This window comes from Streptomyces sp. SirexAA-E (genome assembly GCF_000177195.2).
GTDB lineage: Bacteria > Actinomycetota > Actinomycetes > Streptomycetales > Streptomycetaceae > Streptomyces > Streptomyces flavovirens.
This window is the reverse complement of sequence record NC_015953.1, coordinates 5,524,605-5,550,670: the sequence shown is the minus strand read 5'-3', so window position 1 is coordinate 5,550,670 and position 26,066 is coordinate 5,524,605. Positions and strand designations below refer to the sequence as shown.

Sequence of the window (26,066 nt, the reverse complement as noted above, 5' to 3'; positions counted from 1 at the left end):
GCGCACTACGTGGCTGCTGTATTCCTTCCGCGGCGGTCACCTCTTAAGTCATCGCACTGTTTCCAGGAGTGTTACGGCCAATTCGCGTGGCCCGAGTCACACCCCATACGCGACAAACTCAACCAGGTGTCATCTATCCGCACAATTGTGCCGCCGGGCCCGCTGGCCCGGCGGCACACGGTCCGCGCACCCCCGGCCGTACTGTGCTCAGTGCTCGCGGGGCGCCGGGACGACTCGCTCCACGTCCAGATGGACCATGAGCAGCTGCCGCATGGCGGTCTCGGCGCCGGTGGCGTCACCCGAGGCGAGCGCCTCGACGATGCGCGCGTGGTGCCCGAGCGACGCCTCGCCGGGCCGGTCGCAGCCCGTGACGGGCCCCCCGGAGACATGGAGGGCGGCGGACACGATCCCGGAGAGGTGCTCCAGCATGCGGTTGCCGGCGGCCTGGATCAGCAGGGCGTGGAACTCCCCGTCGGCGCGGGAGAACGTGATCGCGTCTCCCTGCCCCATCGCGTGCCCCATGATCTCGATCATGTCCCCGAGGCGCTGCTGGATGTCCTCACGCCCGTGACCGGCCGCGAGCCGCGCGGCGAGCGGTTCGATCGTCCACCGCAGCTCGGTCAGCTCACGGCGCTGATCGTCGCGCTGAGGTCCGAAGGCCCTCCATTCGATGATGTCGGGGTCCAGAAGATTCCAGTCACTGACCGGACGGACCCGGGTACCGACATTGGGGCGGGCGCTGACCAGGCCCTTGGCCTCGAGTACCCGGAGGGACTCCCTGACCACGGTGCGGGAGACCTCGAAGCGCTGGCCGATCTCCTCCGGGACGAGCGGCCGGTCGGCACCGAGATCCCCGGAAACAATCATCTGGCCCAGTTGCTGGACGAGTTGCCCGTGGAGTCCACGGCCGCGGCCGGCTGCGCCGCGTCGGCCGGCCCGCCCCAGCTCGGAATCGGTACCGCCCCAGGAGCGCAGGGCGGCGTGCTCGCCGGCCGGCGACTCCGTGTACGGGTAGCGGTCGATTTCGCCCGGTCCGGCGAGGCCGGAATCGGCGGAGCGGGCGGCGGTCATCATGGTGTGCGCAAGGGTACTCACGCATCCTTTGTCGGCGTGGCTCACCCGCCCCTTGAGGTCTTTGCTGAAAAGCACACGAAAGGGTGATCGGCACTCGCCCCGCAATTGACGCGTTATCGGGATAAATCGCGCATCATCCAGGGAGTTGCGATCCGATCATCACTCTGTCGGATCGATGCGGTCACCAACGGGCTCTCCCTCGAAGGCCGGTGAACACGTACGCACAGATCAGGACCGACAACGACAGGGAGAGCGCCACCCCCACCGGCTGCGCCACGACGCGCACCGCCGCCATGGCCCACCGGTCCACCTCGTACGGCCACTGCAGCCAGGTGAGTTCACGCAGCCTGGCCGGAAGCCCGACGATCGAACGCGCGGACGGCCCGGCGAGCAGTTTCTGCACCAGCGGAACCATGAGGACGGGTACGGCGAGGACGGCGGCGACGCCGGCCGCCGCCATGCGGAAGACTCCTGCGGCGAGCAGCCCCGCCCAGGCGCAGCCCACCGAGAGGCCGATCCAACTCATCGCCAGGGGAAGCGCGTTGTCCGGAACTCCGACGACGCCCTTTCCGTATACGAGGCGCAGCGCCTCGGCGTCGGCGAGCACCGAGAGCAGTGCCAGCAACAGGGCGACACCGCTGGAGACGGTCAGTTTCGCCAGCAGCAGCCCGAGACGTCGGGGGACGGTCCCCCGCCCGGCGGCGAGCGCCGGGTACCGGTACTCGTCGCCGAAGGAGAGTGCGCCGATCAGGCCGGCCCCGAACGCGGCGGGCGGCAGGGGCAGCAGATCCGGCCACGCGACCAGGAGGTCGGGCAGCGACGCCCGCCCGGAACGGGCCAGCAGGACGGAGATACCGCCCGAGAGCAGCAGAACGGTGGCGATGACGAGGGTGGTTGTCCGGACGCCGAAGAGGCGGCGCAGTTCGTAACGGAGCGGACGCAGCGGGCCACGGGCGGGGCGCACGGTGATCGGGGGCGGGAGCTTCGAGATCGCCACGGCCGACGCCGGCCTCGGTGCAGCTCTGCCCGGGATGCGCGCGGCGGGGACGGCTACGGGCCCCGCGTCTCCGATCTCGTCCGCGAGTTGGTGCACGGGGACGCCGTGCCGGTATGCGGCGTCCCCGATCTCCGCGCAGCTGCTGCCGTAGACCGACAGACGACTACCGTCCTCGGCGACCACTTCCACGGGCCGACGGGCGGCCCGCGCTTCCCGGCTGACCACGGCGGCCAGCCGGGCGGCGTGCGGTGTGCGCACAGCGACACGAGGACGCAGCCGGGTCCGGGAGAAGTCGGCAACCGCCTGATCGGCGACCAGGCGTCCGCCGTCGATGGTGACCACCCGGTCGGCCGTGACGGCGGCCTCCTTGGGGTCGCTGGTGGTGTGCAGGACGGTGCCACCCTCGGCCGCGTGGGCACGCAGCAGCCCGTGCATCCAGCTCCTCTCCCTGGGGGAGAGCCCCTTGGCGGGTTCGTCGAGCAGAAGAGTGTGCGGATCGCCCAGGAGGGCTGACGCGAGCCCGAGCCGTCGGTCCATGCCGGCCGAGAGGGTTCCGATGCGCTGGTCACCGAGTCCGGCCAGCCCGACGACCTCGAGGAGTTCGTCGGCGCGTACGGCGGGAACCCCGGCGGCCGCGCAGAGCATGCGGAGCTGGCCGCGGACGGTACGCGCCGGGTGGCCCGGCACGTCTCCGAGCAGCACGCCGACTTCGCGAGCGGGATGGCCGATGCGGTGCAGGGGCCGCCCCCGGAAGTAGGTGACGCCGCGCCCGGATTCGAGCTCGAGCATCAGCCGGAGAGCGGTGGTCTTGCCGGAACCGGGCGCGCCGAGGAGCACGGTGACGCGGCCGGGAGGGGCTTCGAAGGTCAAGTCGTCCACGACGGGGGGCCGGTCGCGGCCGGGGGCGCTGGTGAGTCCGATGGCCTGGAGCATCGCTTCTCTCGCGGAGGGTGAGACCGCTCGGCGGCAGGGCGGGGTACCTCTGCAAGATAACGCGACATTTCGGACTTTTGTTGCAGCTTTGCTTCTACGGGCGTTCCGTTGCCTGATCGCCGTACGCGGTACGGCCATTCAGCCAGGGCCCGCACTGAAAGTCGGACAATCAGACTTCAGGGCGCAGCATCGGAGGGTTGAGTACGGTGGCGGAGCCCGCCCTGAACAACTGCGCCGGACGACCGCCCTGCCGTGTGGTGGTCCCGCCGGACGGCACCAGGAAGCCCGGCGTGCCGGTGACCTTGCGGTGGAAGTTCCGCGGGTCCAGGACGACACCCCACACCGCCTCGTAGACCCGTCGCAGCTCGCCGACGGTGAACTCGGGCGGGCAGAACGCCGTGGCCAGCGAGGAGTATTCGATCTTCGAGCGGGCGCGTTCCACTCCGTCGTCGAGAATGCGGGCATGGTCGAACGCCAGCGGGGCCGGCGCTTCGCCGTCCCGGCCGATGCCGCCTTCCGGGCCGAGAAGATCCCCGACGGGCGCCCAGCGCGCACTGTTCGCGTCGCCACCGGCGCGGGGTGCGGGCAGATCGGGGGCCAGCGCGAGGTGCGCGACACTGACAACCCGCATCCTGGGGTCGCGCCCGGGGTCGCCGTATGTGGCCAACTGCTCGAGGTGAGCCCCGTTTCCCACGGCGGGGGCAGCCGGATCGTGCGCGCAGAGCCCGGTCTCCTCGGCGAGTTCCCTCGCGGCGGCCGCTCCGAGGTCCTCGTCGGTTCTGACGAATCCACCCGGCAGTGCCCATCTCCCTTGGAAGGGCGACTCACCGCGGCGTACGACCAGTGCGCAGAGCGCGTGACGACGCACCGTGAGCACAACCAGGTCGACGGTGACGGCGAAGGGCGGGAAGGTCGACGGGTCGTAGGGCGGCATGCCGAAATCATAGTCGTCTTCCTGACGATAAACACTCCCTTCGCGATCTCTGCCTCGCCGCGTGCCACCCGCCCGACCTGGCTGTCGCTCCCCCGCTTTCGCCCGGCCGCCCCGCTTCGCCTCTCGCCTCCGCTCGCCACGCCGTGCCCGTCACCTCCGCTTCACCTGCCCGGGCGGCCCTCCCCTGTCCTCAGCGGCCGTTCCGCATGGGCCGTCGGCTCTGCACCCGATATCCACGGGTCCGCCTCCGGGTCGCGGGCGACCGCGGGTGGGAGGTGCCCGGGCCGGACGCGGCCGGGACGGACGCCGGGGCCGTCTCCCGGGCCACCCTCTTCTCCCGCGCGGCCGGAACGCGTGCCGTTCGTCGGCGGGGAAGTGGAGGTCGAGCGGGCTGCCCAGAGCCGACGGGTCCCTCGAGAGCACTGTCACCGCGAGCGGCCCGCAGACCGCGCTCACCACGCAAGCAGCGGCGCAGTGTCTCGGCATCCAGCCCTTCGTTGCACGCCTGGTGCAGCAGCTGCGCGAAGGTGTAGTCGGGGTCCGCCCGGAGCGCCAGACCCAGCGCGACCCGGGCGCCGGGCTCGTCACCGGTGGACCAGGAGACCCAGCCCGCCAGGGCGAGCGGTGCGGCGGAGTGCTCCACGTACGGGCCGACACATCGGCGGGCGAGTGCGCGCCAGAGTCGCAGGGCGCCCACCGCTTCGCTCCCCTCCATCCATTCGGCCGCCCTGTCCCTGGTCTCCCGGTCCTGGAGGCCGAGGATGACCGCGGCGGCCTCGTCCGCCTCGATGAGCCGGTCGTCCCCGGCGTCCGACTCCCCCGGCCGGGCCGCCGGTGCCTGCGCGAGGCGTTCGATGAGCTTGCGTGCCAGCGCGAGGGTCTCCTCGGCCACGTGGCGCCGGCCTTGGACGTCGAGGATCTGGGAGACCAGTCTGGCCCCCGCCGAGTCGAGTGCCCGCTCCTGCTCCTGTGCCGCAGGGGTGCCCAAGGGCTCGAGGCGCGCCTCCATGTCGCGCAGTGACCCGCGCACCTGAATGCCCGCGTAGGCGGCCGCTGCGGCCATGACGGTGGTGCCGGGCAGCGCCAGCGGATTCCCCTCGGCGGGGCAGCAGCGCTCGTCGGGGCAGCAGTAGGACCAGTAGCGGCCGTCGGAGATGCAGAGCGCTTCGAGCACGGGCACGTCACGTGCTCCGCAGGCCGTGCGCAGGCTCTGTGCGAACGGCCGCAGGCGTTCCATGACCTGACTGGGGCTCTCGCCCTCGGCGGGATCCTGACAGAGGAAAGCGATGATCGCGTCGGGGCGCGAGTCGCGCCGCTCGCTGCCCGAGATGAGGCATTGGGCGAGCTGATCCGCGACCGGTGCCCACTCGGCCGGCACCGGGGGGATGCCCACCCTCAGCCGCCCGCCGAAGCGGCCCCGGCCGCCGTGCAGAGCCACCATGACCACGCTGTCGTTCGGGTGAAAACCCATCAGGTACGGGAGGGCGTCGGCCAGTTCGGCGGGACCTCGCAGGGTGATTTGGTGCTCGTCGGTCGGTTCGGCGGATTCAGGATGCTTGTTCATGGGATGACCGTCCCGCGAGCCGCCGATTTCCGCGACCCCTGTGGATAACGTTATCCACAGGCAGAGGCGGTCGCTGGCGGTTCACCGCCGACAACGGGTTGCATGGGGGCATGACCGAAACAGAGCGTACCGAGCACAGGTGGCGGCCCGTCGAAGTCCGTTTCGCAGGCCGGCGAAGGGCGTCATCGGCCCCGCTCCGAGGCCTGCTGGAGCGCTTATTACGGCGATCACGCCCTCCGCGGGAAGCCGGGCGGCGTCGCCGGACAGGACGGCTGCTCCCTGTCGACCGGCCTGAGACGTGGCGCGCCGAGGCAGTGGAGCGGGCACCCGTCGACGTGGCCCTGGCCCTCGTCCGAACAGGGCTCGCGCGTCCGTCAGGTCCGGGCGAGGGCGTTCGCCACGAGTTCGCGTGCGTACTCGGCGTCCAGTCGCCCGGGGCGGAAGAGGATGCCGTACACCATCGGCGCCACGACCCGGTCGATCACCCTCTCCGTGTCGGGCACCGCCTCTCCACGCCGCACCGCGCGGTTCAGTACGGCATCGATCTGTTCCGCGGCGTAGGCGGAGCACTGCCTGGCGTTGGTGCCGTCCGGATCACCGAGGAGTGCGTCCCTGATGTACGCGTGTCCGGGCGGAGAGGACATCTCGTCGAGGAACTGCTCCGCCCACGTGTCGAGGTCGGCCCGCAGGCTGCCGAGGTCGGCGGGATCCGTCTCCGGGCGCAGCCGTTCGACCGCGACGTCGGACAGGAGTTCCTGGAGGTCGCCCCAGCGGCGATAGATCGTGGACGGTGTCACACCGGCGTGGGCCCAGCAGGCCAGGCGCCAGCCCGGCCGGCGTCTGCCGGATACGCCTCAGCCCGCCGCGGCGAGGACCAGCGGAAGAACCTGCTCTGCGCCTGCCTGCCGGAGCAGACGGGCAGCGACGGCGAGGGTCCAGCCGGAGTCGGTGAGGTCGTCCACGAGCAGCACCGGTCCGGGAGTACGGGCCAGGGCTCCGGACAGCTCCTCGGGGACAGCGAAGGCGCCGGACAGCGCCTTGAGGCGCTGGGCGGAGTTGCTGCGGCGTGCCGCGTGCGCGCCGTCAGGGCCGGTGTACGTCAGGGCGCCCAGGTAAGGAAGCCGACCGACGGAAGCGATTCCCTGAGCGAGGGTCCCGACAAGATGCGGTCGGGTCAGGGACGGTACGGCGACGACCCCTACCGGCCGGGCCGAGGCGTCCGCGGCTCCGGACGCCCAACCGCCCGCGGAGCGCGCCCAGTCGGCGAGGACCGCCACGGCGGCGTCCAGGACGTCGTCGGGGACCGGCCCGTCCGGTGCGTTGTCGGCCAGCAGCGGGCGCAGCCGGTTGCCCCAGCCGATGTCCGAGAGCCGTCCCAGCGCACGTCCGGTGGAGCACTGCTCCTTGACCGGAATACGCCCCTTGAGGTCGATGCCCAGGGCGGGCATGCCAGTAGGCCACATGCGGCGCGGCTCGACCTCCACCCCGGGGCGGTCCAGCTCCTTCGTCGCGCCCGTCAGCGTCTCCGCCGAGACGGAGGGATCCGCCCACGGCCCCGCGCAGTTGTCGCAACGGCCGCACGGGGCCGCGCCCTCGTCGTCCAGCTGGCGGCGCAGGAATTCCATCCGGCACCCGGTCGTGCTCGCGTAGTCGCGCATGGCCTGCTGTTCGGCGGCCCGCTGCCGGGCCACCCACGCGTAGCGCTCGCCCTCGTAGATCCACTCGGCTCCCGTGGCCGCCCAACCGCCCTTCACCCGCCTGACGGCGCCATCGACGTCGAGCACCTTCAGCATCGACTCCAGCCGGCTGCGCCGAAGATCCACCGCCGCCTCCAGGGCCGGAACCGACAGCGGGCGTCCCGCCTCGGCCAGCGCCGCGAGCGTCTGCCTGACCTGTGCCTCGGGCGGGAACGCGGTATCGGCGAAGTAGCGCCAGATGGCCTCGTCCTCCTTGCCGGGCAGCAGGAGTACATCGGCATGGGCCACACCGCGCCCCGCACGCCCCACCTGCTGGTAGTAGGCGATCGGCGAGGACGGCGAGCCCAGGTGCACCACGAATCCCAGGTCCGGCTTGTCGTATCCCATGCCCAGCGCCGATGTCGCCACCAGGGCCTTGACCCGGTTCTCCCGCAGGTCGACCTCGGCCTGCAACCGGTCGGCGTTCTCCGTCTTCCCGGTGTACGAGGCCACCCGGAAGCCCCGCTGCCGCAGGAAGGCGGTGGCCTCCTCGGCCGCTGCGACGGTGAGGGTGTACACGATGCCCGATCCCGGCAGCTCGTCGAGGTGTTCGGCGAGCCAGGCCAGGCGGTGCGCGGCGTCCGGCAGTCGCACCACACCCAGGCGCAGGCTCTCCCTCTCCAGCGGCCCGCGCAGCACCAGTGCCTCCCCGGCGCCCGTACCCAGCTGCTCGGCCACGTCCGCGGTGACCCGGGCGTTGGCGGTCGCCGTCGTGGCCAGCACCGGCACACCGGCGGGAAGCTCGGCCAGCATCGCGCGCAGCCGCCGGTAGTCGGGGCGGAAGTCATGTCCCCAGTCGGAAATGCAGTGCGCCTCGTCCACCACCAGCAGACCCGTCGTCGCCGCGAGCTTGGGCAGTACCTGGTCACGGAAATCGACGGAGTTGAGGCGTTCGGGACTGACGAGGAGCACGTCGGTCTCGCCGCGCTCGACCTCCCCGTAGATGGTGTCCCACTCCTCCGGGTTGGCCGAGTTGATGGTGCGCGCCTGGATACCGGCCCGCGCCGCCGACTCGACCTGGTTGCGCATCAGCGCCAGCAGCGGCGAGATGATCACCGTCGGGCCCGCACCCCTCCGGCGCAGCAGAGCGGTGGCGACGAAGTACACCGCCGACTTCCCCCAGCCGGTGCGCTGCACCACCAAAGCGCGCCGGCGCTCCTGCACCAGGGCGGCCACCGCCTGCCACTGGTCCTCGCGCAGCCGAGCCTTTCCTCCCGGGTCACCGACGAGCTCGGCGAGGATGGCGTCGGCTTCGGTTCGGAGCTCCAGGTTGTCCATGCCCCCATGCAACCCGATGGCACCGACAATCGACGACTTCACCCCGCGTGACAACCGACTCAACGGCAGCCTCCGGCCACGCGCCGGTCCAGGGACGACCGGTCCGACAGCCGGGGCAACCTCACCGTCGAGGTGGACGCCGAACTCTCGGACGGGTCGACCGGCCGTGCCGCCGTACCGACTCCGCGGGCGAGGGCATATGCCGCTCGCCCCGCGGAGCACGTCGCCCGTCTCGCCGAACTCGTCACCCACTCTCCCGTGGCCAGATCGAGGACCCGAGGGCCGAGGACGATCTCGACGACTGGCGGCTGGCGGCTGGCGGCTGCTCATGAGCCGGCTCGGGGACCGGTCTGTGCCCACCGAGACCCTCGGCACCGTCGGCACCGCGACCGGGCGGGCTACACCGTGGTGATGTCGCACCGCTCGGGCGAGACGGAGGACGCCACCCTCGCCGACCTCGCGGTGACCACCGGTTGTGGGCAGATCGAGACCGGGTCACTGCCCCGGTCGGACCGGACCCTGTAGTACGACCGACTCCTGCGCGATTGCGGAGAAGCTCGGCGCCCGGGCCCGGTACGCGGGCAGGGACACCCTCGGCCTGCCCGGGGAGACCGCAAAGGCGCCCGGGCCACCGACGGCCGTTCCGGTACGAAGGGCGCCGTCAGGCCAGGAGCGGGATGAGTCCCAGAGCGAAGGCGACGTAGAAGAGGGCCGCCACGGCCAGCCGCCCGGGGGTGAGCCTGTGGGCGCGCATCGTCGTCAGCAGATAGACGATCGCGGCCATGGTGACCAGTCCGGCCCAGAGCAGGGCGTGGTCGAAGCTCCAGCTGGTGAACAGCAGACCGAGGCCGCTGGGGACGGTCGCCTGGATCATCATCGCGCCCGAGATGTTCGCCAGGGCGAGCCGGGTTTTTCCCTGGCGGACCCAGATGATCGCGTTCATGATCTCGGGCAGCTCCGTCGCGATCGGCGAGAGGAGCAGCGCGGTGACGGCGGTCGAGAGGCCGAGCATCGGGCCGATCGCGTCGAGCTGCCGGACGAACAGCTGGGACGCGAGGAAGATCACGACCAGCGTGGCCAGGGTCTGGGCCGCGACCGCCCAGGTGGGCGGCGTGACCGATCGGGGCCGGAGTTTCAGCGGCTCCAGCTCCTCGTCCTCCTCTCCGTCGTCGCCGCTGCGGATCTCGCGCCAGAAGTAGACGGCGTAGACACCGAAGAACAGCAGGCCCAGGACGGGCTTGAAGGCGAAGGCGACGAGGCCGAGGGCGACCTTGACGACGAAGACGGGCAGGAACCACTGCTGGTCCTTGGCCAGCCGCTTCATGTCCTTCTCGCCGCCCAGCGCCTCGGCACGGGGGCCGGCGCCCGGCGCGCCTGCGGTGTCGGGGACCGCGCGGCGCTGCTCGCGGCGCTTGAGCAGCAGCATCGCGCCGGTCACGCCGTAGGCGACCGTGGACAGCGCCAGCGGGCCGCCCATCGCCGCGCCGACGCCGATGTTCCTGGCCTCCTCGGTGGCGCCCGTGGTGACCGCGACGAGGGTGACCACCGATTCGGGCAGCGCGGTCCCGAACGCGGCCAGGATCGTGCCGACCGCCATCTTCCCGACGTCCAGACGCCGCCCCAGCCACTCCACCGCGTTGACGAACCACTCGCACGAGAGATAGATCGCCACCGCGCACACGACGAGCAGAACGACGTGGATCACACCGACCGCCCCACTCTCCCGCACCGCATGCACCGGGGCGGCAGCACCCGGCGTACGCCCGCGGCGCCTCGGTGGCCACGCGTCGTCGGCGAAAAGCCGCAGGTCTCGCCCACCCGACGGATTCTGCACGAGCCCGCCGGCCAGGAGCCGCAAGGACTCCCGCATGTCGACGGCCCGTGCGTAGTACGGCCGCGCCGACGCCCGCCCCGGCGGCGGGGCGTCAGCACACCCAGGCGGAGGCGGACCGGCACGGTCCGCGCCGGCGGACCGTGTCTCGCAGCACCACCACCCCAAACGGATAGACCATCCGTTTATGCTACGGTGACGTCAACCGGATAAATAATCCATATAGCTGGAACGGGCATGCCATGAAGCGGACAGCGGTAGTCACGGCGGGAACGGCGGGAATCGGGTGGGAGACCGCTGTGGGCCTGGCCGCCACCGGCCTCGCGGTCACGGTCGTCGGGCGCGACGCCGAACGCGGTACCCAGGCCGTCGAGCGGATCAACGCCACGGCACCGGCGCACCCCGCCCGGTTCCTGTCCACCGACCTCGCCTCGCTCGACGCGGTCCGTGTCCTGGCCGACCGGATCGCCGCCGACGGTCCGCTGACGGTGCTGGTCAACAACGTCGGGGCGATGTTCCCCGACCGGCAGAGCTCGGCGGACGGCATCGAGGCGTCGTTCGCCGTCAACCACCTCTCGCCGTACCTGCTGACCGAACTGCTGCTGCCCTCACTGCGGGCCGGGGCGCCGAGCCGGATCGTGAACGTCACCTCGGGTGCGATCGTCGCCGCCCGGCGCACCTTCGACGCCGTCGACCCACCGGGCGGCTACTACGGCTTCCACTGGTACGGCCGCGCCAAGCTGGCCAACCTCGCCTACACGCTGGAACTGGCCGACCGGCTGGAGGACACAGGAGTCTCCGTCTTCGCTGCGGACCCCGGCGGCGCCGCGACGGAGATGACCAACGGCACCATGCTCGACCCGAAAATCGTCTCGCCGGGGCTGCGGCTGTTCTGGCCGCTGGTCAGGCGGAAGTTCGAACGCTCGACCTCGGGCCCGGCGTCCGTGGCGGCCAAGCCCTCCGTCTTCGCCGCGACCGACGGCTCGCTGACCGGCCGGACCGGTCTCGTCATAGGGCCCCAGGCGTATCCGGTCGCCCCCTCCCGTTCGGCGACCGACCCCCGGGTCGCCGAAGCGGTCCGCCGCCTGAGCGAACGCCTCGCACCGATCAGGACCGACAGCGGGGCCTGAAGCAGGGCCCGGCACGACCGGGCCGGGCCGGGCAGGGCCGGTGCCGGCGCACCACCCCGCTCACGCCCGCGGACCACGAACGTCGGCGCGTCGCGGCGAGAAGGGCGAGAGCCCGTCTGCGCACCACAGTGATGCGGATGCCCCATGCGCACCACAGTGATGCGGATGCCCCATGCGCACCACAGTGATGCGGATGCCCCATGCGCACTACAGTGATCGCAGATGCCCCATGCGTACGGCAGTGATGCGGATGACCCATCCGATTAAACTCGCCCCCATGACGACCGCACCCCTGCGCAAGGACGCCGCCCGGAACTGGGAACGGATCGTCGCCGTGGCCCGTGGTCTCGTGGACGAGGGCACACCCCTCCAGCTGAACGACGTCGCCCGGCGGGCCCAGCTGGGCGTCGGCACCGTATACCGCCACTTCCCCACCGCCGAGGCGCTGCTGGAGACCGTCGCCACCCCGTGTCTGGAGGAACTCACCGCCCAAGGCGAGCAGGCTCTGGCCGCCGAGGACCCCGGACGAGCCTTCGTCGGCTTCCTGACCCGCACCGTCGAGGCTCAGGTCACCGACGCCTCCCTGTCGATGGTCACCTCCGCCCCCACGGACACCCTGCCGCGCACCACCGAACTGAAGCAGTCCCTGTGGTCGGTAGGCGGGCGGCTGCTCGACCGGGCCCGCGACGCCGGGGTGGTGCGCGCCGACCTGACCTCCGGCGACCTGGTCCCGCTCATGTGCGGAATCGCCTACGCCGCGAGTGTCCACGGCGGCGACCCGGCCGTCCGCGCCGATACCGCTCGCCGCTATCTGACCGCGCTGCTGGAAGGCCTGTGCGAGCGGCGCACCCCTCAGGACCCGTACCCGGCCCGCTAGGGTCGCACCGACAAGGGCGCCGGGACACGGAGGACGCGGTGGGCGACAGCACTGCACGAGACGTACGGGCGTGGTTGAGGGGCCTGGAGGTCTTCGCCGGCCCACTCGCCGCGTTCGACCCCGGCGCCGCACCGGACGACCCGGTGGACCTCTTTCTCTCCTGGCTGACCGAGGCGGTCGAGGCACGGCTGCCCGACCCCCACGCGATGACGGTCTCCACGGTGGACGAGCACGGAGACCCCTGGGCCCGGGTGCTGATCCTCAAGAACGTCGACGCGGACGGCTGGCAGTTCGCGGCGCACGCCGACAGCCCCAAGGGGCGGCAGCTGGCCGCACGGCCGAGTGCGGCCCTCACCTTCTACTGGCCCGCTCTCGGACGCCAGGTCAGAGTGCGCGGCCCCGTGATCGCCGAGCCGGCCGAGCGCGGCGCCGCGGACTTCCTCGCGCGCTCCGCCTCGGCACGGGCCGAGTCCCTGGTGGGCCGCCAGAGCCGGCACCTCGACGACGTCGCCGAAAGGGACCGTGCCGTCAAGGAGTCGCTGAGCCGCGTGGAGAAGGACCCCACCCTGGTCGCGAAGGCCTGGACTTTGCACACGCTCGTCCCGGTGACGGTCGAGTTCTGGCAGGCGGACGCGAGCCGCGTCCACACCCGCCTGCGGTACGAACGCGACGCGGCCGGCGCCCCCTGGGAGCGGCACCTGCTGTGGCCATAAGGCGGTTGCGGAAGAATGCCCGTCCGAGATGCGTCCCAGCTCCCGCCTCGCCCGCCAACCCGTGAAGTGCGTTCCGCACCCGCCGTACCACCCGCAGGGAGTTGATCGTTCCGTGGGAAGTGACCGTCCGGACCAGCCCCCGCCCCCGCTGCGGGCGTCCGGCCAACTACCGCCGGGGCAGCGCAGGGTGGCGGGCTGGCCGGTCTCCCACTACGGGCCGGTGCCCCGGTTCCGTCCCGACCGCTGGGACCTGAAGGTCTTCGGTGCCACGGCACGGGCGGCCGCCTACAGCTGGAGCTGGGACGAGGTCACCGCGCTGCCGCGTACGACGGTCGTCGCCGATCTGCACTGCGCGACGGGGACCACCTCGACCGGCCACGAATGGTTCGGCGTCCCGGCCGGCACGCTTCTCCGGCTGGCACCTCCGGCCCCCGGTGTCACGCACGTGATGGTCTGGGCCGAGTACGGCTACAGCGCCAACCTGCGGCTCCGCGACTTCACCGCCGCCACGACCCTCCTCGCCACGCATCGCGGCGGCGAACCCCTCACCGCCGAACACGGCTCCCCGCTCCGCATGGTCGTCCCGCACCTCTACGGCTACAAGAGCGCCAAATGGCTCCGCGGCATCGAGTACCTGACCGCGGACCGTCCCGGCTTCTGGGAGGAACGGGGCTATCACCCCGTCGGGGAGGTCCGGACCGGGAAGCGATACAGCTACCAGGACGACGAGGACGACGCCTCACGGGCAGGCGGCTGACGCCCGCTCACCGGATCGCCGGCGCCTGCCGGATTAGGATGGCGCACGCGTCGTTCCGGCACCGCCGCGATCGGTGCGAACGCCACTCTTGGACCGGTTCCCGCACCGGCCGAACCGTCGCGCCGGCGGGGCGCCACGACACGAAGACCACAGGGGGCCACGACATGACGTCTGATCTTTCCGGACCGGATGAGGCCCGGCGGGCCGCGGGACTGGTGGCGGCGCAGGAGAAGGCCGTCGCTCTGTTCGCCGAGGCGGAGGCGCGCGGACTGGTCGCCCCCGGCGTCGGGGAGCGCGAGGCGAGCGACCGTATCCGGGACCTGGCCAACGACATGTTCGGCACGACCAAGCACTGGCACAAGCGGATCATCCGTTCCGGGCCGAACACGCTGCTCCCCTACCGGGACAACCCGCCCGACCGCCTCATCGGCGAGGACGACATCGCCTTCGCGGACTTCGGCCCGATCTTCGAGGAGTACGAGGCGGACTTCGGACGCACCTACGTCTTCGGCGACGATCCGGACAAGCACCGGCTGCTGCGGGACCTGCCGCGCGTCTTCGACGCCGGGCGCGCGGTGTTCGCGGCCGACCCGGACATCACCGGCCGCCAGTTGTACGCCGAGGTCGAGAGGCTGGCGGGCGAGGCCGGCTGGGAGATCGGCATCTGGCACACCGGACATCTCGTGGGCGAGTTCCCGCACGAGACGAACGACGGCGCCAAGGCGGATTCCTACATCACCCCGGACAACGCCACACCGCTGCGGCGTACCGACCGAAGGGGGCGGACCTGTCACTGGATCCTCGAACTGCACTTCGTGGACAGGCGACGCGGGTTCGGCGGTTTCTACGAGCAGTTGCTGGATCTGGCCTGACCTCCGCGAGGGCCGCCCGCGGCAGGTCCTCGTCGTCCGGGTCTTTACCAGTGCTTGACGGCTGTGCGAACGGGCAAGGATATCGGGAGGGATATCCGTGTCATTCCGCCTGATACCCGTCAGCCGCATCAATTGCTCGTTGCCGCCTGCCGGTACGACAGGAAGAATTGGACTCGCTCCCCGCACGGTCTTTTCGCGGGCCCGGAAGGGCTGTGCCGCGGCGCGCCCTCACTCGATCCTGCCCGCACCGTGGGCGCGTAGCGAAGGGAGGACCATGACCTTCGGATTCGCTCCGTCCGCAGCCACGTCGCTGTCTGCGTCCCCGGTGTCCGCGGGCTCCGTCAACAACCTTGCCCGCATGCTCGAACCCGCCGAATGGGCGGCCGCCGGAATACCTCTTCTGCGCAGTCCCCGCGAGGTCGTCAGCGGCCTGCACGCACGGCACCGGCCGACCCCTGACATGGCGGTCGTCGCCGTCCTCGACCACGAGGAACGGCTCACCGCCAGCGCCTCGTTCACCCGCCGGACCACCGTGGCCGCGGACGGCTGGGAGTTCCGCAACGAGCTGCTGGCCCACCTGCGCCGCGTCGTCCCGCACGACCTGCGCCGCCGGACCCCGGTGCGTACGGCCGTACTGCTCTACTGCCGCGAAGGGGACGAGCGGTGGACGGAGGAGGACGGGGCGTGGATGTGGGGCCTGAGGGATGCCTGCACGCTGCACGGCCTGCGCTGCGGGTCGTACATCACGCTCACCCGGGGCGGTTGGCAGGTTCTGGGCGAGGGCAGGGGCGGCCGCAGGCCCAGTTCGGTGTCGCCACCGGCCTCTCTCGCCGAACTCTCGGCCGAGGACGACCCGGGGCCGGTACGCACCGGGGGCGGTGCGTCGGAGGCGCTGAGGCGGACCGCCGCCCGGTGAGCGGGGCCTGACTCCCGGATCACGCGGACGGTCCCGGACGCCCTCACGGACGGCCGGGACCGGGACGGGCTCGGGTCAGACGCCCGCGCCGAGCGCGGCGTTGATCTTCTGCGGGTCACCGCACGCGATCAGCAGCGCGCCCGCACGCTCGCGGGCGACCGCCAGCGCACGGGCGGTCGGCTCGTCGATGCCGCTGTTGACGGCCACGACGACGACCGAACGCCGGTCGCAACGCCCGGCGTGCGAGACGTGAGCGAAGAAGACGTCGTCACCGGCGTCGTGCTGGGCCCAGTACGCGCTCTCTCCGAAGGAGAGTTCGTGGACGGCCCAGGGGTGCTGTTCACCCGTGGTGAGCACCAGGATGTCACCGGGCGCGCGACCGGAGTCGAGCAGCAGGTCCACGGCCTCCTCGGCGGCGTCGAGCGCGCCGCCCGCAGGGGCGGGGATCAGCTGGAGCTGCGCCGCGGAACGGTTCTCCGGCCGGTCGCGCCGGGCCGGGCGGGCCGTCGCGGACGGGGTGGGTGCGGGATTCTGGCGCTGCGCCGGGGGCGCGGGCCGTGCGGGGCCGGGGCCGGGATGTCCGGGACGCGGCGTGGCCGCGGAACGCGGTCCGGGTACGGGGCGGGGGGTCGGCGCGGTGCGGCCGGCGGCCGGTGTGACGCGGGGACCCTGGGCACTCTCGGGAATCGGAGGCTCCTCGGGGATGAGAGGCATGAATGGTTGTCTGTCGAACGCCGGCGTTTCACGCCGGATGGGATACGCCTTGCGATCAGAAATCGAAGCCGAGCTGGCCCCCGCTTTCCAGTGCAGCCGCCTCGGCGGAGAAACGGACCTTCTTCAGGTGCTGCCACTTGGGCAGCGCGTCGAGATAGGACCAGCTGAGGCGGTGGTGAGGCGTGGGCCCCCACTCCTCCAGCGCGGCCCGGTGAACCGGTGACGGATAACCGGCGTTCGCGCCGAAGGCGAAGTCTGCGTACCGGTCGGAATCCGCGCCGAGTTCGGCCATCATCGTGTCCCGGCGTACCTTGGCGATCACCGAGGCCGCTGCGACGGCGATGCAGGACTGGTCGCCCTTGATCACCGTGCGGACCTTCCAGGGGTCTCCGAGGTAGTCGTGCTTGCCGTCGAGTATCACCGCGTCCGGCCGGACGGGCAGCGCGTCGAGGGCCCTGACCGCCGCGAGACGGAGCGCGGCGGTCATGCCGAGGTCGTCGATCTCCTCCGGCGAGGCGTGACCGAGCCCGAAGGCGGTGACCCAGCTCTCGAGCACAGGCGCGAGTTCGGCACGGCGCTTGGGACTGATCAGCTTGGAGTCGGTGAGGCCCTCAGGGGGTCGGCGGAGACCGGTGACGGCCGCGCACACGGTCACGGGGCCCGCCCACGCTCCGCGTCCGACCTCGTCGACACCGGCGACGGTCTTGGCACCGGAAGTGGCGCGCAGTGAGCGCTCGACGGTGTGCGTGGGTGGTTCGTACGGCATGGCGCCTGCCAGGGTACGCCGACGGGCACGGCAAGAACACCCCGGGGGCACCCTCGGGCGGCGCGGGAAGGGAAGTCCTAGGGGTTCGCGTCGCCGTCGTCGCCCCGCTCGTCCTCGGTCCCGCCCCGGTCGCCGCGCTCGTCGGCACTCCGGGCGAGGGCGAGGCAGTCGGCACCGTGGGACCGGGCCGGGTTCGCCGCCAGGACGTCCCGGGCCCTCGCCTCACCCCAACTGGTGGCGTACCAAGGTGCGTCCGAGGTGGCGAGGGTGCGCTGGATCCGTTCCAGCGCACAGGAGCGCAGCGGCTCGGGCAAGGTGTCCAGCGCCGGTACCGCGTCGGCCGACAGGTCGCGGAGGTAGTCGATGTCGATCGCCATGCCCTTGTCGTGGCGTCCGACGTTCTGGTCCGCGATGAGCCCGTCGGGCGAGACCAGTCCGAAGACGAGCACGCCCGCGGCCGCGCTCACGGCGACGGCCCGCGGCAGCAGCCAGGCGCCGAAGACGCCCGCCAGGAGGATGAGGACGAGCACGACGCCGAGCCAGAGCTCCACCGCGGCCACGGAGATCCGCAGCCGGGTGAGGCCGAACGCCTCCACGTAGAGGCCCATGCGGCGTAGCGCCGAGGCGACGACGACGAGGGTGAGGACACACAGGGCACCGAGGACGCTCCGGACGAGAGCGCGGTCCCGGGGGCCGCCTCGCGGCGCCCAGCGCAGAGCGAGTGCGATGACGACCAGGGTGAGCACCGTGGCCCACAGGAGCTGCCAGAAGCCCTCACGCGCGTAGGCGGCCGGGGTGAGGCCCGTCTTCTCCAACACCTTGTCGTACCCGCCGAGCAGGACGACGAGCTGGAGTCCGAGGAAGACCGCGAAGAGCAGGTCGAGCACGATGAGCGGGACGGCCCACTCGGCCCTCCTGCGGGCCCGGCCCGGCTTGACCGTGAGGGTGTCCCAGCGCGCCGGCGCGGCCGCGGTGTACGCGGCCGCGAGGGAGCCGAGGAGCCCCAGCACGAACAACAGGGCCTGCCAGGGACCGCCGCCGAGCGTCACGTCCGGGGTGAGACTGTTCAGCAGGTCGGCGAAGGCGGCGTCCGCGCCGGCGAAGAGCGCGCCGAACACGACCAGCAGGGCGAGGGCGACGGCCGCGCTGCGCACCGCGGTGCCCAACCGGCCCCGGGAGCCGTCCGCCCGGTCGCGCACCCCGCGCCATCCCCAGCGGACCCCTGCGGCGACCGAGGTGAACAGTCCCCAGGAGCCCAGGAGCACGCCCGGCCAGCTACGGCCGCCGTGCAGGGCGAGCGAACCGACGGCGAGGGCGGAGACCACGGCGAGGAACGTCGGCCAGCCCGCGTCCCGGAGTGCCGGTATCGCCAGGAGCGCCAGACCGCCGACCGCCCAGACGGCGGTCCAGGGCCGGAGCCTGCGGCCCGCCGCCCGCGCGGCGAAATGGGCGGCCAGCGCGGCGGGCACCGCCACGAGCAGCAGATTGAGGCCCAGGCCGTCACCGAGCAGCAGCGCGCTGAGCAGCCCCGTGGCGAGAGCCGACCAGAGCGTGGCGAGGCCGATCGCCGACGGTCCGGAGGGACGCAGCCGGGTCAGGAGACCGCGCGGCTTCCCCTGGGAGCGGCGCCGCCACGGGTCGTCCGGGGGCGGCGGAGCCTTGAGGTAGGCCGGGACGTCCGGGATGTCGGGGCCGGAGTCCTCGAACGAACCTGGGTCTTCCGACGGCTCCTCGCCCCCGGACGGGTCCGCGCCCTGAGCCGGAACACCTCCCCGGGACACGGCCGGCCCCGGGGCCTCGACTACGGGCTCCGGCGCGTCGGGCTCGCCGGAGTGCGGCGGCGTACCGGGCGCAGCGGCTGCTTCGGACGAACGATCGGTCATGGGACCCCTCCCCCCACCGAGGTCCCCCCGTGCGGCCACGCGGCCCACAGCGTCCCCGGCGTCTCATCGACTCACGCCTCAAGATCACTGGGCATGGTGTGGCCGAAAGAGTAGCCGCGTGCCGACGCCGTCATCCCGCCCGGAATCGGCTGTGGCAGGACCGTGACACAGGGGGGCGGCACATCCGGGACATCGGACGCGAGGCGGTACAGGTCCGCGTCCCCGAGTCAGGCGGCCGTCCTGGGGAGCCAGTCGGGCAGGTGCTCCGTCCCGGCCAGCCACGCGGGCGGAGGGGCGCCCGCCGCGCCCGACGAGACGACGCCGCCGACGATCGCGCAGGTGGTGTCCACGTCGCCGCCGGCCTGGGCGGTCACCCAGAACGCCTCCTCGAAGTCGCCGAGGCTTCGGGCGGCCGACCACAGGGCGAACGGCACGGTGTCGTGCGCGCTCGTACGGCGCCCGTTGCCGAGCACCGCCGCGACCGTCCCCGCGTCCTGGTAGTCGAGCATGTCGCGCGCCCTGCGCAGTCCCGCCCCGACCGCGCTGCGCGGTACCAGCGCCACGACGCCGTCGAGCAGCGCCTCCGGCGTCGGCGGGCCCCCGGGGGCGGCGACGAGCGCCGCGGCCGCCGCCACGGCCATCGCGCCCACGACGGCTTCCCGGTGCTGGTGGGTGGTGTACGAGGAGATCTCGGCCTGGTGCGTGGCCTGCTCCGGGTCGTCCGCGTACCAGGCGCCCAGGGGCGCGATGCGCATGGCGGAGCCGTTGCCCCAGGACCCCTGCCCCTGGAAGAGCGCGGACGCCAGCTGACGCCAGTCGCCGCCCTCCCTGACCAGTCGCAGCAGACGGTTCACCGCGGGCCCGTAGCCCCGGTCGAAGTCGTGGTGCCGGGCGAACGAGCCGGCGAGCGCGTCCTGGTCGACGCGGTGGTGCGTGGCCAGTACGGCCAGCACCGAGCACGCCATCTCGGTGTCGTCGGTCCACTGCCACGGGCCGGGCGGCAGCTGTCGTTCCTTGAGCAGCGGATAGTTGGCCGGGACGAAGAACTGGGAGCCGAGGGCGTCCCCCACGGACAGTCCACGCAGGCTGGCCAGGGCGCGTTCGAAGCGCCTGTCGGTAGCGGAATCAGGGGTCATCGCCCGGCCACTCTATCCGGTGGGGCCGTACGGCTCGGGGGTACGCCACCGCACGAACGGCCGGTCGAGCGTGTAGCGGCCGTCCGGTCCGAGCAGCAGCGTCCTCGTCTCGCCGTTCCCGGGATTGGAGAGCGACTCGAACTCCGCCACCGACCAGTGGAACCAGCGCATGCAGAACAGGCGCATGGTCAGGCCGTGGGTGACCAGCAGGACGTTCTGGAAGTGGTCGTTGGTCTCGAAGCTGCGGTGCAGGCTCTCCAGGAAGGCGTCGACCCGGTCGTACACGTCCGCACCGGACTCACCCTGGGCGAAGCGGTAGAAGAAGTGCCCGTACGCGTCCCGGTAGGCCTTCTGCAGCCTCACGTCCTCCCGGTCCTGCCAGTTGCCCCAGTCCTGTTCCCGCAGCCTCGGCTCCTCCCGGATCCGTATGCGCTCCGGGTCGAGACCGAACGCGGCGAGCGTCTCGTGGGTGCGGCGGTAGGGGGACACGAAGACACTGACCCGCTCCTCCCCGAAGACCTCGCGCAGCTCGGCGCCGGTCTTCCGGGCCTGGCGCAGTCCCTTCGCCGTCAGCCCCAGGGCGTGGTCGGGTTCACGTTCGTACACCGAGTCGTCGGAGTTGCCCTGGGACTCGCCGTGCCGGACGAGAACGATGCGCTGCGGTCGTGCCATGTACCGACCCTAGAGGGCGACCGGCGTGATCGAGCAGTCGTGCGGGAGTCACGCGGCGTATGTGACCAAGGAAACGCGCGGAGCGGCCGGCGAGGGGCCGTCACACCGTCCAGGACGGCTCGAGCTCCACCGCGTCGCCGGTCAGAGCCTCGACGTCCCTCTCGGTCTCCGCGCGGGCCGACAGGCGGGCGGCGCCCTCCGGGCGGTACTTGCCGCGCTCGGCGCTGGACTGCCACATCGAGAGGACCAGGAACTCACGCCCCGGCGCCTCGCCGAAGATCCCACGCAGCATGCCGGGGGAACCCGCCATGGCGGGGTTCCAGACCTTCTCCTGCATGAGCGCGAAGTGCTCGACCCGGTCCTCGCGCACCCGGCTGTGGGCGACCCGGACCACGTCCGCGTCGGTGAAGTGCGGCTCGAATCCCGTCTTCACGTCGAACCGGTACTCGAAGAGTTTGACCTGAGGGTCGGTGTACGTGCCGGACTGGTCGGCGGCCAGCCGGTCGTGGCCGCGGGCCATGAACGAGTCGTAGAAGACGCGGTTCTCCCAGAAGGCGAAGACGTGGGCGACATCGGGGCGACCCCGGCTCCACCCACCGCCCTGCCCCCGGAATCCGGGCTCGCCGAGCAGCTCGGCCCACTTACGCTGCCCTTGTTCGAAGCCTCGACGGTCCACCACGGTGCAGCGCATCCACTTGACCAGCACCGCGCCATCGTACGGGGCTTGCCGTGGCGCGCGTCACGCCCGTCCCGGTCCTGGGCCGGCGGCGACGGCTCCACCGATCATCCTCGGCCATGCGATGGCCCGAATCCGCCGCAGGGAGCCAACACGGTTGGATCCACGCAGCGTTACCGACATCATCTGTGGTGGAAGCGGCCGGCCTGCGCAGCGGCGCCATCCGTAGGGCGTCGGCCAGCGGCAAGGAGGGAAGTCCGGATGAGCACCCCCAACAAGGACATCGACAAGGTAGAGGTGCGGATCAAATGGGATCCCAGCGAGACCGGTGAACCCGCCAACGACCTCGACATCATCGCGGCCACGTACACGGCCGACGCACCGTTCGGCAGCCCCGCCTACCTCGTGCACTTCGACAGCAGGTCACCTGACGGCACGATCACGTTGAACCGCGACAGCAGGACCGGGCAGGGCTTCGGCTTCGACGAGGTGATGACGCTCGAACTGAACCGGCTGTCGGAGACGTACTCCAGGGTCGTCGTCGGTGTCGCGATCCAGCAGCGGGACGGGCGCAAGACCTTCGGCGAGGTGGAGAACACGGCGGTGGAGATCCTCGAGGGGTACACCACCCTGTTCGAGGACGACTTCTCACGGGTGTCCGCCGCCACGGCCGCCGTCGTCGCCGAGTTCACCCGGGACTCGGCGGGCGCCTGGGGGTTCCGTGACGCCGTCCGCGGCTTCGACGCCGACCCGGAGGCGTTCGCCGCGGCGATGGGCGGCCGGGCCGGCTGACGCCGGGCCCCGTCCGCACGCGGGAACATGAAGGGGACCGGCCGTGGGCCGGTCCCCTTCATGGTGTCGCTGGTCAGCTACGCGTACGGGCTACGCCGGACGGTGCGTCCGGCGTCTTCCCGAGTCAGCTGCAACCGCTGGTCGAGCCGCAGCCCTCGCAGATGTAGCAGGAGCCGGCGCGCTGCATCTTCGTACCGCAGGAGAAGCAGAGCGGGGCATCGGCACTGATGCCGAGCTGCATCTCCACCAGTTCCGCCGACGTGTGCGCCGTCCGGGGAGCGGGCTGCGCCGCGGCTCCGTCCTCGGTCACCGTGACCGTCTTGAGCGGCTCGGCCTGCACGGGCGCGGACTGGGCCAGGCTCTCCACGTCGACGTCACCCTCGCCCTCCCCGTACGCCGGCTCGTACGAACCGGTGTCCAGGTGACGCTGGCGCTCCTCGGCGGAGTGGATGCCGAGCGCGGAGCGCGTCTCGAAGGGCAGGAAGTCGAGCGCCAGGCGACGGAAGATGTAGTCGACGATCGACTGCGCCATCCGCACGTCCGGGTCGTCCGTCATACCGGCCGGCTCGAAGCGCATGTTGGTGAACTTGGAGACGTAGGTCTCCAGCGGCACGCCGTACTGCAGACCGACGGAGACCGCGATCGAGAAGGCGTCCATCATGCCCGCGAGGGTCGAGCCCTGCTTGGACATCTTCAGGAAGACCTCACCGAGACCGTCGTCCGGGTAGGAGTTGGCGGTCATGTAGCCCTCGGCGCCGCCCACCGTGAAGGAGGTGGTGATGCCGGGACGGCCCTTGGGCAGACGCTTGCGGACGGGGCGGTACTCGACGACCTTCTCGACCGCGGCACGGATGGTGTCCTCGGTCTTGGCCGTGACCTCGTCCTTCTTCTCCTCCCACTTCTTGGTGGAGAGGGGCTGGCCGACCTTGCAGTTGTCGCGGTAGATGGCGAGCGCCTTGACGCCCATCTTCCACGCCTCGAAGTAGACCTCCTCGACGTCCTCGACGGTGGCCGTCTCCGGCAGGTTCACCGTCTTGGACAGCGCGCCGGAGATCCACGGCTGGATCGCCGCCATCATCCGGACGTGGCCCATGGCCGAGATGGAACGCTCGCCCATGGCGCAGTCGAAGACCTCGTAGTGCTCGGTCTTGAGGCTCGGGGCGTCGATCACATTGCCGTTCTCGGCGATGTGGGCGACGATCGCCTCGATCTGCTCCGCCTGGTAGCCGAGGCGGCGCAGTGCCTGCGGGACCGTGCCGTTGACGATCTGCATCGAGCCGCCGCCGACCAGCTTCTTGAACTTGACCAGGGCGAGGTCGGGCTCCAGGCCGGTGGTGTCGCAGGACATCGCGAGACCGATGGTGCCGGTCGGGGCGATGACCGAGGCCTGCGAGTTGCGGAAGCCGTTCTTGGCGCCGAGGCGGAGAACGTCCTGCCAGGCCTCCGTGGCGGCGGCCCAGACCGGCGAGTCCAGGTCGTCCACGCGGACGGCCGTGGCGTTGGCGTCGGAGTGCTGCTTCATGACGCGCTGGTGCGGCTCCGCGTTGCGGGCGTAGCCGTCGTACGGGCCGACGACCGCGGCGAGCTCGGCGGAGCGGCGGTAGGAGGTGCCGGTCATCAGGGAGGTGATGGCACCGGCGAGCGAGCGGCCGCCGTCGCTGTCGTAGGCATGGCCGGTCGCCATCAGCAGGGCGCCGAGGTTGGCGTAGCCGATGCCGAGCTGGCGGAAGGCGCGGGTGTTCTCGCCGATCTTCTGGGTCGGGAAGTCCGCGAAGCAGATCGAGATGTCCATCGCGGTGATGACCAGCTCGACGACCTTGGCGAAGCGCTCGGCCTCGAAGGACTGGTGTCCTTCGCCGTCGTCCTTGAGGAACTTCATCAGGTTCAGCGAGGCCAGGTTGCACGAGGTGTTGTCCAGGTGCATGTACTCGCTGCACGGGTTCGAGCCGTTGATCCGGCCGGACTCCGGGCAGGTGTGCCAGGCGTTGATCGTGTCGTCGTACTGGATGCCCGGGTCGGCGCAGGCCCAGGCGGCCTCGGCCATCTTGCGGAAGAGGGACTTGGCCTCGACCTCTTCGATGACGTCGCCGGTCATACGGGCGCGCAGGCCGAACTTCCCGCCGGACTCGACGGCCTTCATGAACTCGTCGTTCACGCGGACCGAGTTGTTGGCGTTCTGGTACTGGACGGACGTGATGTCGTCGCCGCCCAGGTCCATGTCGAAGCCCGCGTCGCGCAGGGCGCGGATCTTCTCCTCCTCCTTCACCTTGGTCTCGATGAAGTTCTCGATGTCGGGGTGGTCGACGTCGAGGATGACCATCTTGGCCGCGCGGCGGGTGGCGCCACCGGACTTGATCGTTCCGGCGGAGGCGTCGGCACCGCGCATGAAGGAGACCGGACCGGAGGCGTTGCCGCCCGAGGAGAGGAGTTCCTTGGAGGAACGGATGCGGGAGAGGTTCAGGCCGGCCCCGGAGCCGCCCTTGAAGATCATCCCCTCTTCCTTGTACCAGTCGAGGATCGACTCCATGGAGTCGTCGACGGCCAGGATGAAGCAGGCCGAGACCTGCTGCGGCTGGGGCGTGCCGACGTTGAACCAGACCGGGGAGTTGAAGCTGAAGATCTGGTGCAGGAGGGCGTACGCCAGCTCGTGCTCGAAGATCTCCGCGTCGGCGGGGGAGGCGAAGTAGTTGTAGTCCTCGCCGGCCTTCCGGTACGTCTTCACGATCCGGTCGATCAGCTGCCGCAGACCGGTTTCCCGCTGCGGCGTGCCGACGGCCCCCCGGAAGTACTTGCTGGTGACGATGTTGACCGCGTTCACCGACCAGAAGTCGGGGAACTCGACGCCACGCTGCTCGAAGTTGATCGAGCCGTCGCGCCAATTGGTCATGACGACGTCACGGCGCTCCCACGCCACCTCGTCGTACGGATGCACGCCGGGGGTGGTGTGGATGCGCTCGATGCGCAGACCCTGCTTGTTCGCAGTCGACTTGGCTCCCTTGGTGCGGGAACCTCGTGCCGGGCCGCTCGCCGTCTCTGTCATGCCGCCTCCCATATATGGGCAAAAACGCCCTGAAGTGCCCAGTTCTTCCCAGGGCACAGTGTGTGTCTGATGCTCGCGGCGCCACGCACAGCGCCGCGGAGCAGGTCTTGTAACGCCTACCGCCGGTCCGGCCCGCCCCTGTCCTGAGCAGGCCCCGTCAATCAGTCGGCGGCGACGGCGGCGGGGGCTTCGAGGGTCTCTCCGCTCCCCCGCTCCCCCGTGGGTGGCCGCTGCTCGCGGAGTTCCGCGATGGCCGCCTCGAAGTCGTCGAGCGAGTTGAACGCCCGGTACACGGACGCGAAGCGCAGGTAGGCCACCAGGTCGAGTTCCTGCAGGGGACCGAGTATGGCCAGACCCACGTCGTGCGTGGTCAGCTCGGCGCTTCCGGTGGCCCGCACCGCCTCCTCGACCCGCTGGCCCAGCTTCGCGAGGGCGTCCTCGGTGACGGGGCGCCCCTGGCAGGCCTTGCGAACGCCGGAGATGACCTTGGTCCGGCTGAAGGGCTCGGTCACGCCACTGCGCTTGACCACCATCAGCGAGCAGGTCTCCACCGTGGTGAAGCGGCGCGTGCAGTCGGGGCACTGGCGCCGCCGTCGGATCGACGTCCCGTCGTCCGTGGTGCGGCTGTCGACGACCCGGCTGTCGGGGTGCCTGCAGAAGGGGCAGTGCATGTCTCCGAACCCTCCTTCACGGCACGACTGAATAGCCTTGTCAGGTCCGTCACGGACCTGTCCGGGCAGCAGTAAGCATAGGCGATGGATCCGGCCCCGAAAGA

Annotated in this window: 21 protein-coding genes and 2 pseudogenes; 8 read left to right on the top strand and 15 right to left on the bottom strand. The window is 71.3% G+C overall.

Annotation, left to right across the window (positions count from 1 at the left end):
• Positions 1-207: 207 nt before the first annotated feature.
• The 6 genes and pseudogenes from SACTE_RS24810 to SACTE_RS24785 form a co-directional block, all read right to left on the bottom strand.
• Positions 208-1,074, bottom strand: a complete 867-nt coding sequence (locus SACTE_RS24810; protein WP_019993289.1) for a FadR/GntR family transcriptional regulator — start codon at positions 1,072-1,074, stop codon at positions 208-210.
• 181 nt (positions 1,075-1,255) lie between these two features.
• Positions 1,256-3,004 carry an ABC transporter ATP-binding protein gene (locus SACTE_RS24805; protein WP_014048763.1) on the bottom strand — a complete coding sequence of 583 codons (1,749 nt, stop codon included), beginning with the start codon at positions 3,002-3,004 and terminating at the stop codon, positions 1,256-1,258.
• 169 nt (positions 3,005-3,173) lie between these two features.
• Positions 3,174-3,938 (bottom strand): NUDIX domain-containing protein, encoded by a 765-nt coding sequence (locus tag SACTE_RS24800; protein ID WP_014048762.1) that lies wholly within the window; start codon positions 3,936-3,938, stop codon positions 3,174-3,176.
• 190 nt (positions 3,939-4,128) lie between these two features.
• Complete coding sequence (locus SACTE_RS24795; RefSeq protein WP_014048761.1) at positions 4,129-5,502, bottom strand: DUF4192 domain-containing protein; 1,374 nt, start codon at positions 5,500-5,502, stop codon at positions 4,129-4,131.
• Positions 5,503-5,876: 374 nt separating this feature from the next.
• Positions 5,877-6,305 (bottom strand): annotated as a pseudogene (locus SACTE_RS24790) (TetR-like C-terminal domain-containing protein); the annotation flags it as partial.
• A gap of 51 nt (positions 6,306-6,356) precedes the next feature.
• Positions 6,357-8,516: a DEAD/DEAH box helicase gene (locus SACTE_RS24785; protein WP_019993288.1), complete on the bottom strand. Its 2,160-nt coding sequence runs from the start codon at positions 8,514-8,516 to the stop codon at positions 6,357-6,359.
• 358 nt (positions 8,517-8,874) lie between these two features.
• Between SACTE_RS24785 and eno the strand changes: the two are divergent.
• Positions 8,875-9,111: pseudogene (eno, locus tag SACTE_RS35175) on the top strand (phosphopyruvate hydratase); the annotation flags it as partial.
• A 66-nt stretch (positions 9,112-9,177) separates the two neighbouring features.
• Here eno and SACTE_RS24780 read toward each other — a convergent pair.
• Positions 9,178-10,221, bottom strand: a complete 1,044-nt coding sequence (locus SACTE_RS24780; RefSeq protein ID WP_019993286.1) for a sodium:calcium antiporter — start codon at positions 10,219-10,221, stop codon at positions 9,178-9,180.
• A 368-nt stretch (positions 10,222-10,589) separates the two neighbouring features.
• On the opposite strand from SACTE_RS24780, the gene SACTE_RS24775 reads away from it, so the two are divergent.
• From SACTE_RS24775 to SACTE_RS24750, 6 genes are all read left to right on the top strand, one after another.
• Positions 10,590-11,477, top strand: a complete 888-nt coding sequence (locus SACTE_RS24775; RefSeq protein WP_014048757.1) for an SDR family NAD(P)-dependent oxidoreductase — start codon at positions 10,590-10,592, stop codon at positions 11,475-11,477.
• Between the two features lie 277 nt (positions 11,478-11,754).
• Entirely contained in the window at positions 11,755-12,354 is a 600-nt protein-coding gene (locus SACTE_RS24770) for a TetR/AcrR family transcriptional regulator (RefSeq protein WP_019993284.1), read from the top strand.
• 38 nt (positions 12,355-12,392) lie between these two features.
• Positions 12,393-13,067, top strand: a complete 675-nt coding sequence (locus SACTE_RS24765) for a pyridoxal 5'-phosphate synthase (protein WP_014048755.1) — start codon at positions 12,393-12,395, stop codon at positions 13,065-13,067.
• 112 nt (positions 13,068-13,179) lie between these two features.
• On the top strand, positions 13,180-13,824 hold the full coding sequence (locus SACTE_RS24760) for a molybdopterin-dependent oxidoreductase (RefSeq protein WP_014048754.1): 645 nt from the start codon (positions 13,180-13,182) through the stop codon (positions 13,822-13,824).
• 164 nt (positions 13,825-13,988) lie between these two features.
• The gene (locus SACTE_RS24755; RefSeq protein WP_014048753.1) at positions 13,989-14,696 is read left to right on the top strand and encodes a M24 family metallopeptidase; all 708 of its coding nucleotides are present in this window, start codon (positions 13,989-13,991) and stop codon (positions 14,694-14,696) included.
• 274 nt (positions 14,697-14,970) lie between these two features.
• Entirely contained in the window at positions 14,971-15,612 is a 642-nt protein-coding gene (locus tag SACTE_RS24750) for a hypothetical protein (RefSeq protein ID WP_014048752.1), read from the top strand.
• A 75-nt stretch (positions 15,613-15,687) separates the two neighbouring features.
• Here SACTE_RS24750 and SACTE_RS24745 read toward each other — a convergent pair whose 3' ends face one another.
• The 6 genes from SACTE_RS24745 to SACTE_RS24720 all read right to left on the bottom strand — a co-directional run bounded on the left by SACTE_RS24745 (position 15,688) and on the right by SACTE_RS24720 (position 21,489).
• Entirely contained in the window at positions 15,688-16,326 is a 639-nt protein-coding gene (locus tag SACTE_RS24745) for a hypothetical protein (protein ID WP_014048751.1), read from the bottom strand.
• Positions 16,327-16,381: 55 nt separating this feature from the next.
• Complete coding sequence (locus tag SACTE_RS24740; RefSeq protein WP_014048750.1) at positions 16,382-17,092, bottom strand: ribonuclease HII; 711 nt, start codon at positions 17,090-17,092, stop codon at positions 16,382-16,384.
• Between the two features lie 77 nt (positions 17,093-17,169).
• Complete coding sequence (locus SACTE_RS24735) at positions 17,170-18,975, bottom strand: DUF4173 domain-containing protein (RefSeq protein ID WP_014048749.1); 1,806 nt, start codon at positions 18,973-18,975, stop codon at positions 17,170-17,172.
• Positions 18,976-19,202: 227 nt separating this feature from the next.
• Positions 19,203-20,111, bottom strand: coding sequence for an ADP-ribosylglycohydrolase family protein (locus tag SACTE_RS24730; RefSeq protein WP_014048748.1), 909 nt, complete (start codon positions 20,109-20,111; stop codon positions 19,203-19,205).
• Positions 20,112-20,123: 12 nt separating this feature from the next.
• Positions 20,124-20,783, bottom strand: a complete 660-nt coding sequence (locus SACTE_RS24725) for a histidine phosphatase family protein (RefSeq protein WP_014048747.1) — start codon at positions 20,781-20,783, stop codon at positions 20,124-20,126.
• 100 nt (positions 20,784-20,883) lie between these two features.
• Entirely contained in the window at positions 20,884-21,489 is a 606-nt protein-coding gene (locus tag SACTE_RS24720) for a YdbC family protein (RefSeq protein WP_019993279.1), read from the bottom strand.
• 231 nt (positions 21,490-21,720) lie between these two features.
• Here SACTE_RS24720 and SACTE_RS24715 point away from each other — a divergent pair, with 231 nt between their 5' ends.
• Positions 21,721-22,251 carry a TerD family protein gene (locus SACTE_RS24715; protein ID WP_014048745.1) on the top strand — a complete coding sequence of 177 codons (531 nt, stop codon included), beginning with the start codon at positions 21,721-21,723 and terminating at the stop codon, positions 22,249-22,251.
• A gap of 124 nt (positions 22,252-22,375) precedes the next feature.
• On the opposite strand, the gene SACTE_RS24710 is transcribed toward SACTE_RS24715, so the two are convergent.
• Together SACTE_RS24710 and nrdR are read right to left on the bottom strand one after the other, a co-directional pair.
• Entirely contained in the window at positions 22,376-25,291 is a 2,916-nt protein-coding gene (locus SACTE_RS24710; protein WP_014048744.1) for a vitamin B12-dependent ribonucleotide reductase, read from the bottom strand.
• A gap of 161 nt (positions 25,292-25,452) precedes the next feature.
• Positions 25,453-25,962 carry a transcriptional regulator NrdR gene (nrdR, locus tag SACTE_RS24705; RefSeq protein ID WP_014048743.1) on the bottom strand — a complete coding sequence of 170 codons (510 nt, stop codon included), beginning with the start codon at positions 25,960-25,962 and terminating at the stop codon, positions 25,453-25,455.
• Positions 25,963-26,066: the final 104 nt, after the last annotated feature.

What these genes read in the sequence shown, in the direction of transcription:
- SACTE_RS24805 (WP_014048763.1), bottom strand. Translation starts at nt 3,004, where the DNA reads ATGCTCCAGGCCATCGGACTCACCAGCGCCCCCGGCCGCGACCGGCCC.
- SACTE_RS24725 (WP_014048747.1), bottom strand. Translation starts at nt 20,783, where the DNA reads ATGGCACGACCGCAGCGCATCGTTCTCGTCCGGCACGGCGAGTCCCAG.
- SACTE_RS24785 (WP_019993288.1), bottom strand. Translation starts at nt 8,516, where the DNA reads ATGGACAACCTGGAGCTCCGAACCGAAGCCGACGCCATCCTCGCCGAG.
- SACTE_RS24775 (WP_014048757.1), top strand. Translation starts at nt 10,590, where the DNA reads ATGAAGCGGACAGCGGTAGTCACGGCGGGAACGGCGGGAATCGGGTGG.
- SACTE_RS24755 (WP_014048753.1), top strand. Translation starts at nt 13,989, where the DNA reads ATGACGTCTGATCTTTCCGGACCGGATGAGGCCCGGCGGGCCGCGGGA.
- SACTE_RS24745 (WP_014048751.1), bottom strand. Translation starts at nt 16,326, where the DNA reads ATGCCTCTCATCCCCGAGGAGCCTCCGATTCCCGAGAGTGCCCAGGGT.
- SACTE_RS24740 (WP_014048750.1), bottom strand. Translation starts at nt 17,092, where the DNA reads ATGCCGTACGAACCACCCACGCACACCGTCGAGCGCTCACTGCGCGCC.
- SACTE_RS24710 (WP_014048744.1), bottom strand. Translation starts at nt 25,291, where the DNA reads ATGACAGAGACGGCGAGCGGCCCGGCACGAGGTTCCCGCACCAAGGGA.
- SACTE_RS24795 (WP_014048761.1), bottom strand. Translation starts at nt 5,502, where the DNA reads ATGAACAAGCATCCTGAATCCGCCGAACCGACCGACGAGCACCAAATC.
- SACTE_RS24715 (WP_014048745.1), top strand. Translation starts at nt 21,721, where the DNA reads ATGAGCACCCCCAACAAGGACATCGACAAGGTAGAGGTGCGGATCAAA.
- SACTE_RS24750 (WP_014048752.1), top strand. Translation starts at nt 14,971, where the DNA reads ATGACCTTCGGATTCGCTCCGTCCGCAGCCACGTCGCTGTCTGCGTCC.
- nrdR (WP_014048743.1), bottom strand. Translation starts at nt 25,962, where the DNA reads ATGCACTGCCCCTTCTGCAGGCACCCCGACAGCCGGGTCGTCGACAGC.
- SACTE_RS24735 (WP_014048749.1), bottom strand. Translation starts at nt 18,975, where the DNA reads ATGACCGATCGTTCGTCCGAAGCAGCCGCTGCGCCCGGTACGCCGCCG.
- SACTE_RS24730 (WP_014048748.1), bottom strand. Translation starts at nt 20,111, where the DNA reads ATGACCCCTGATTCCGCTACCGACAGGCGCTTCGAACGCGCCCTGGCC.
- SACTE_RS24810 (WP_019993289.1), bottom strand. Translation starts at nt 1,074, where the DNA reads ATGATGACCGCCGCCCGCTCCGCCGATTCCGGCCTCGCCGGACCGGGC.
- SACTE_RS24770 (WP_019993284.1), top strand. Translation starts at nt 11,755, where the DNA reads ATGACGACCGCACCCCTGCGCAAGGACGCCGCCCGGAACTGGGAACGG.
- SACTE_RS24800 (WP_014048762.1), bottom strand. Translation starts at nt 3,938, where the DNA reads ATGCCGCCCTACGACCCGTCGACCTTCCCGCCCTTCGCCGTCACCGTC.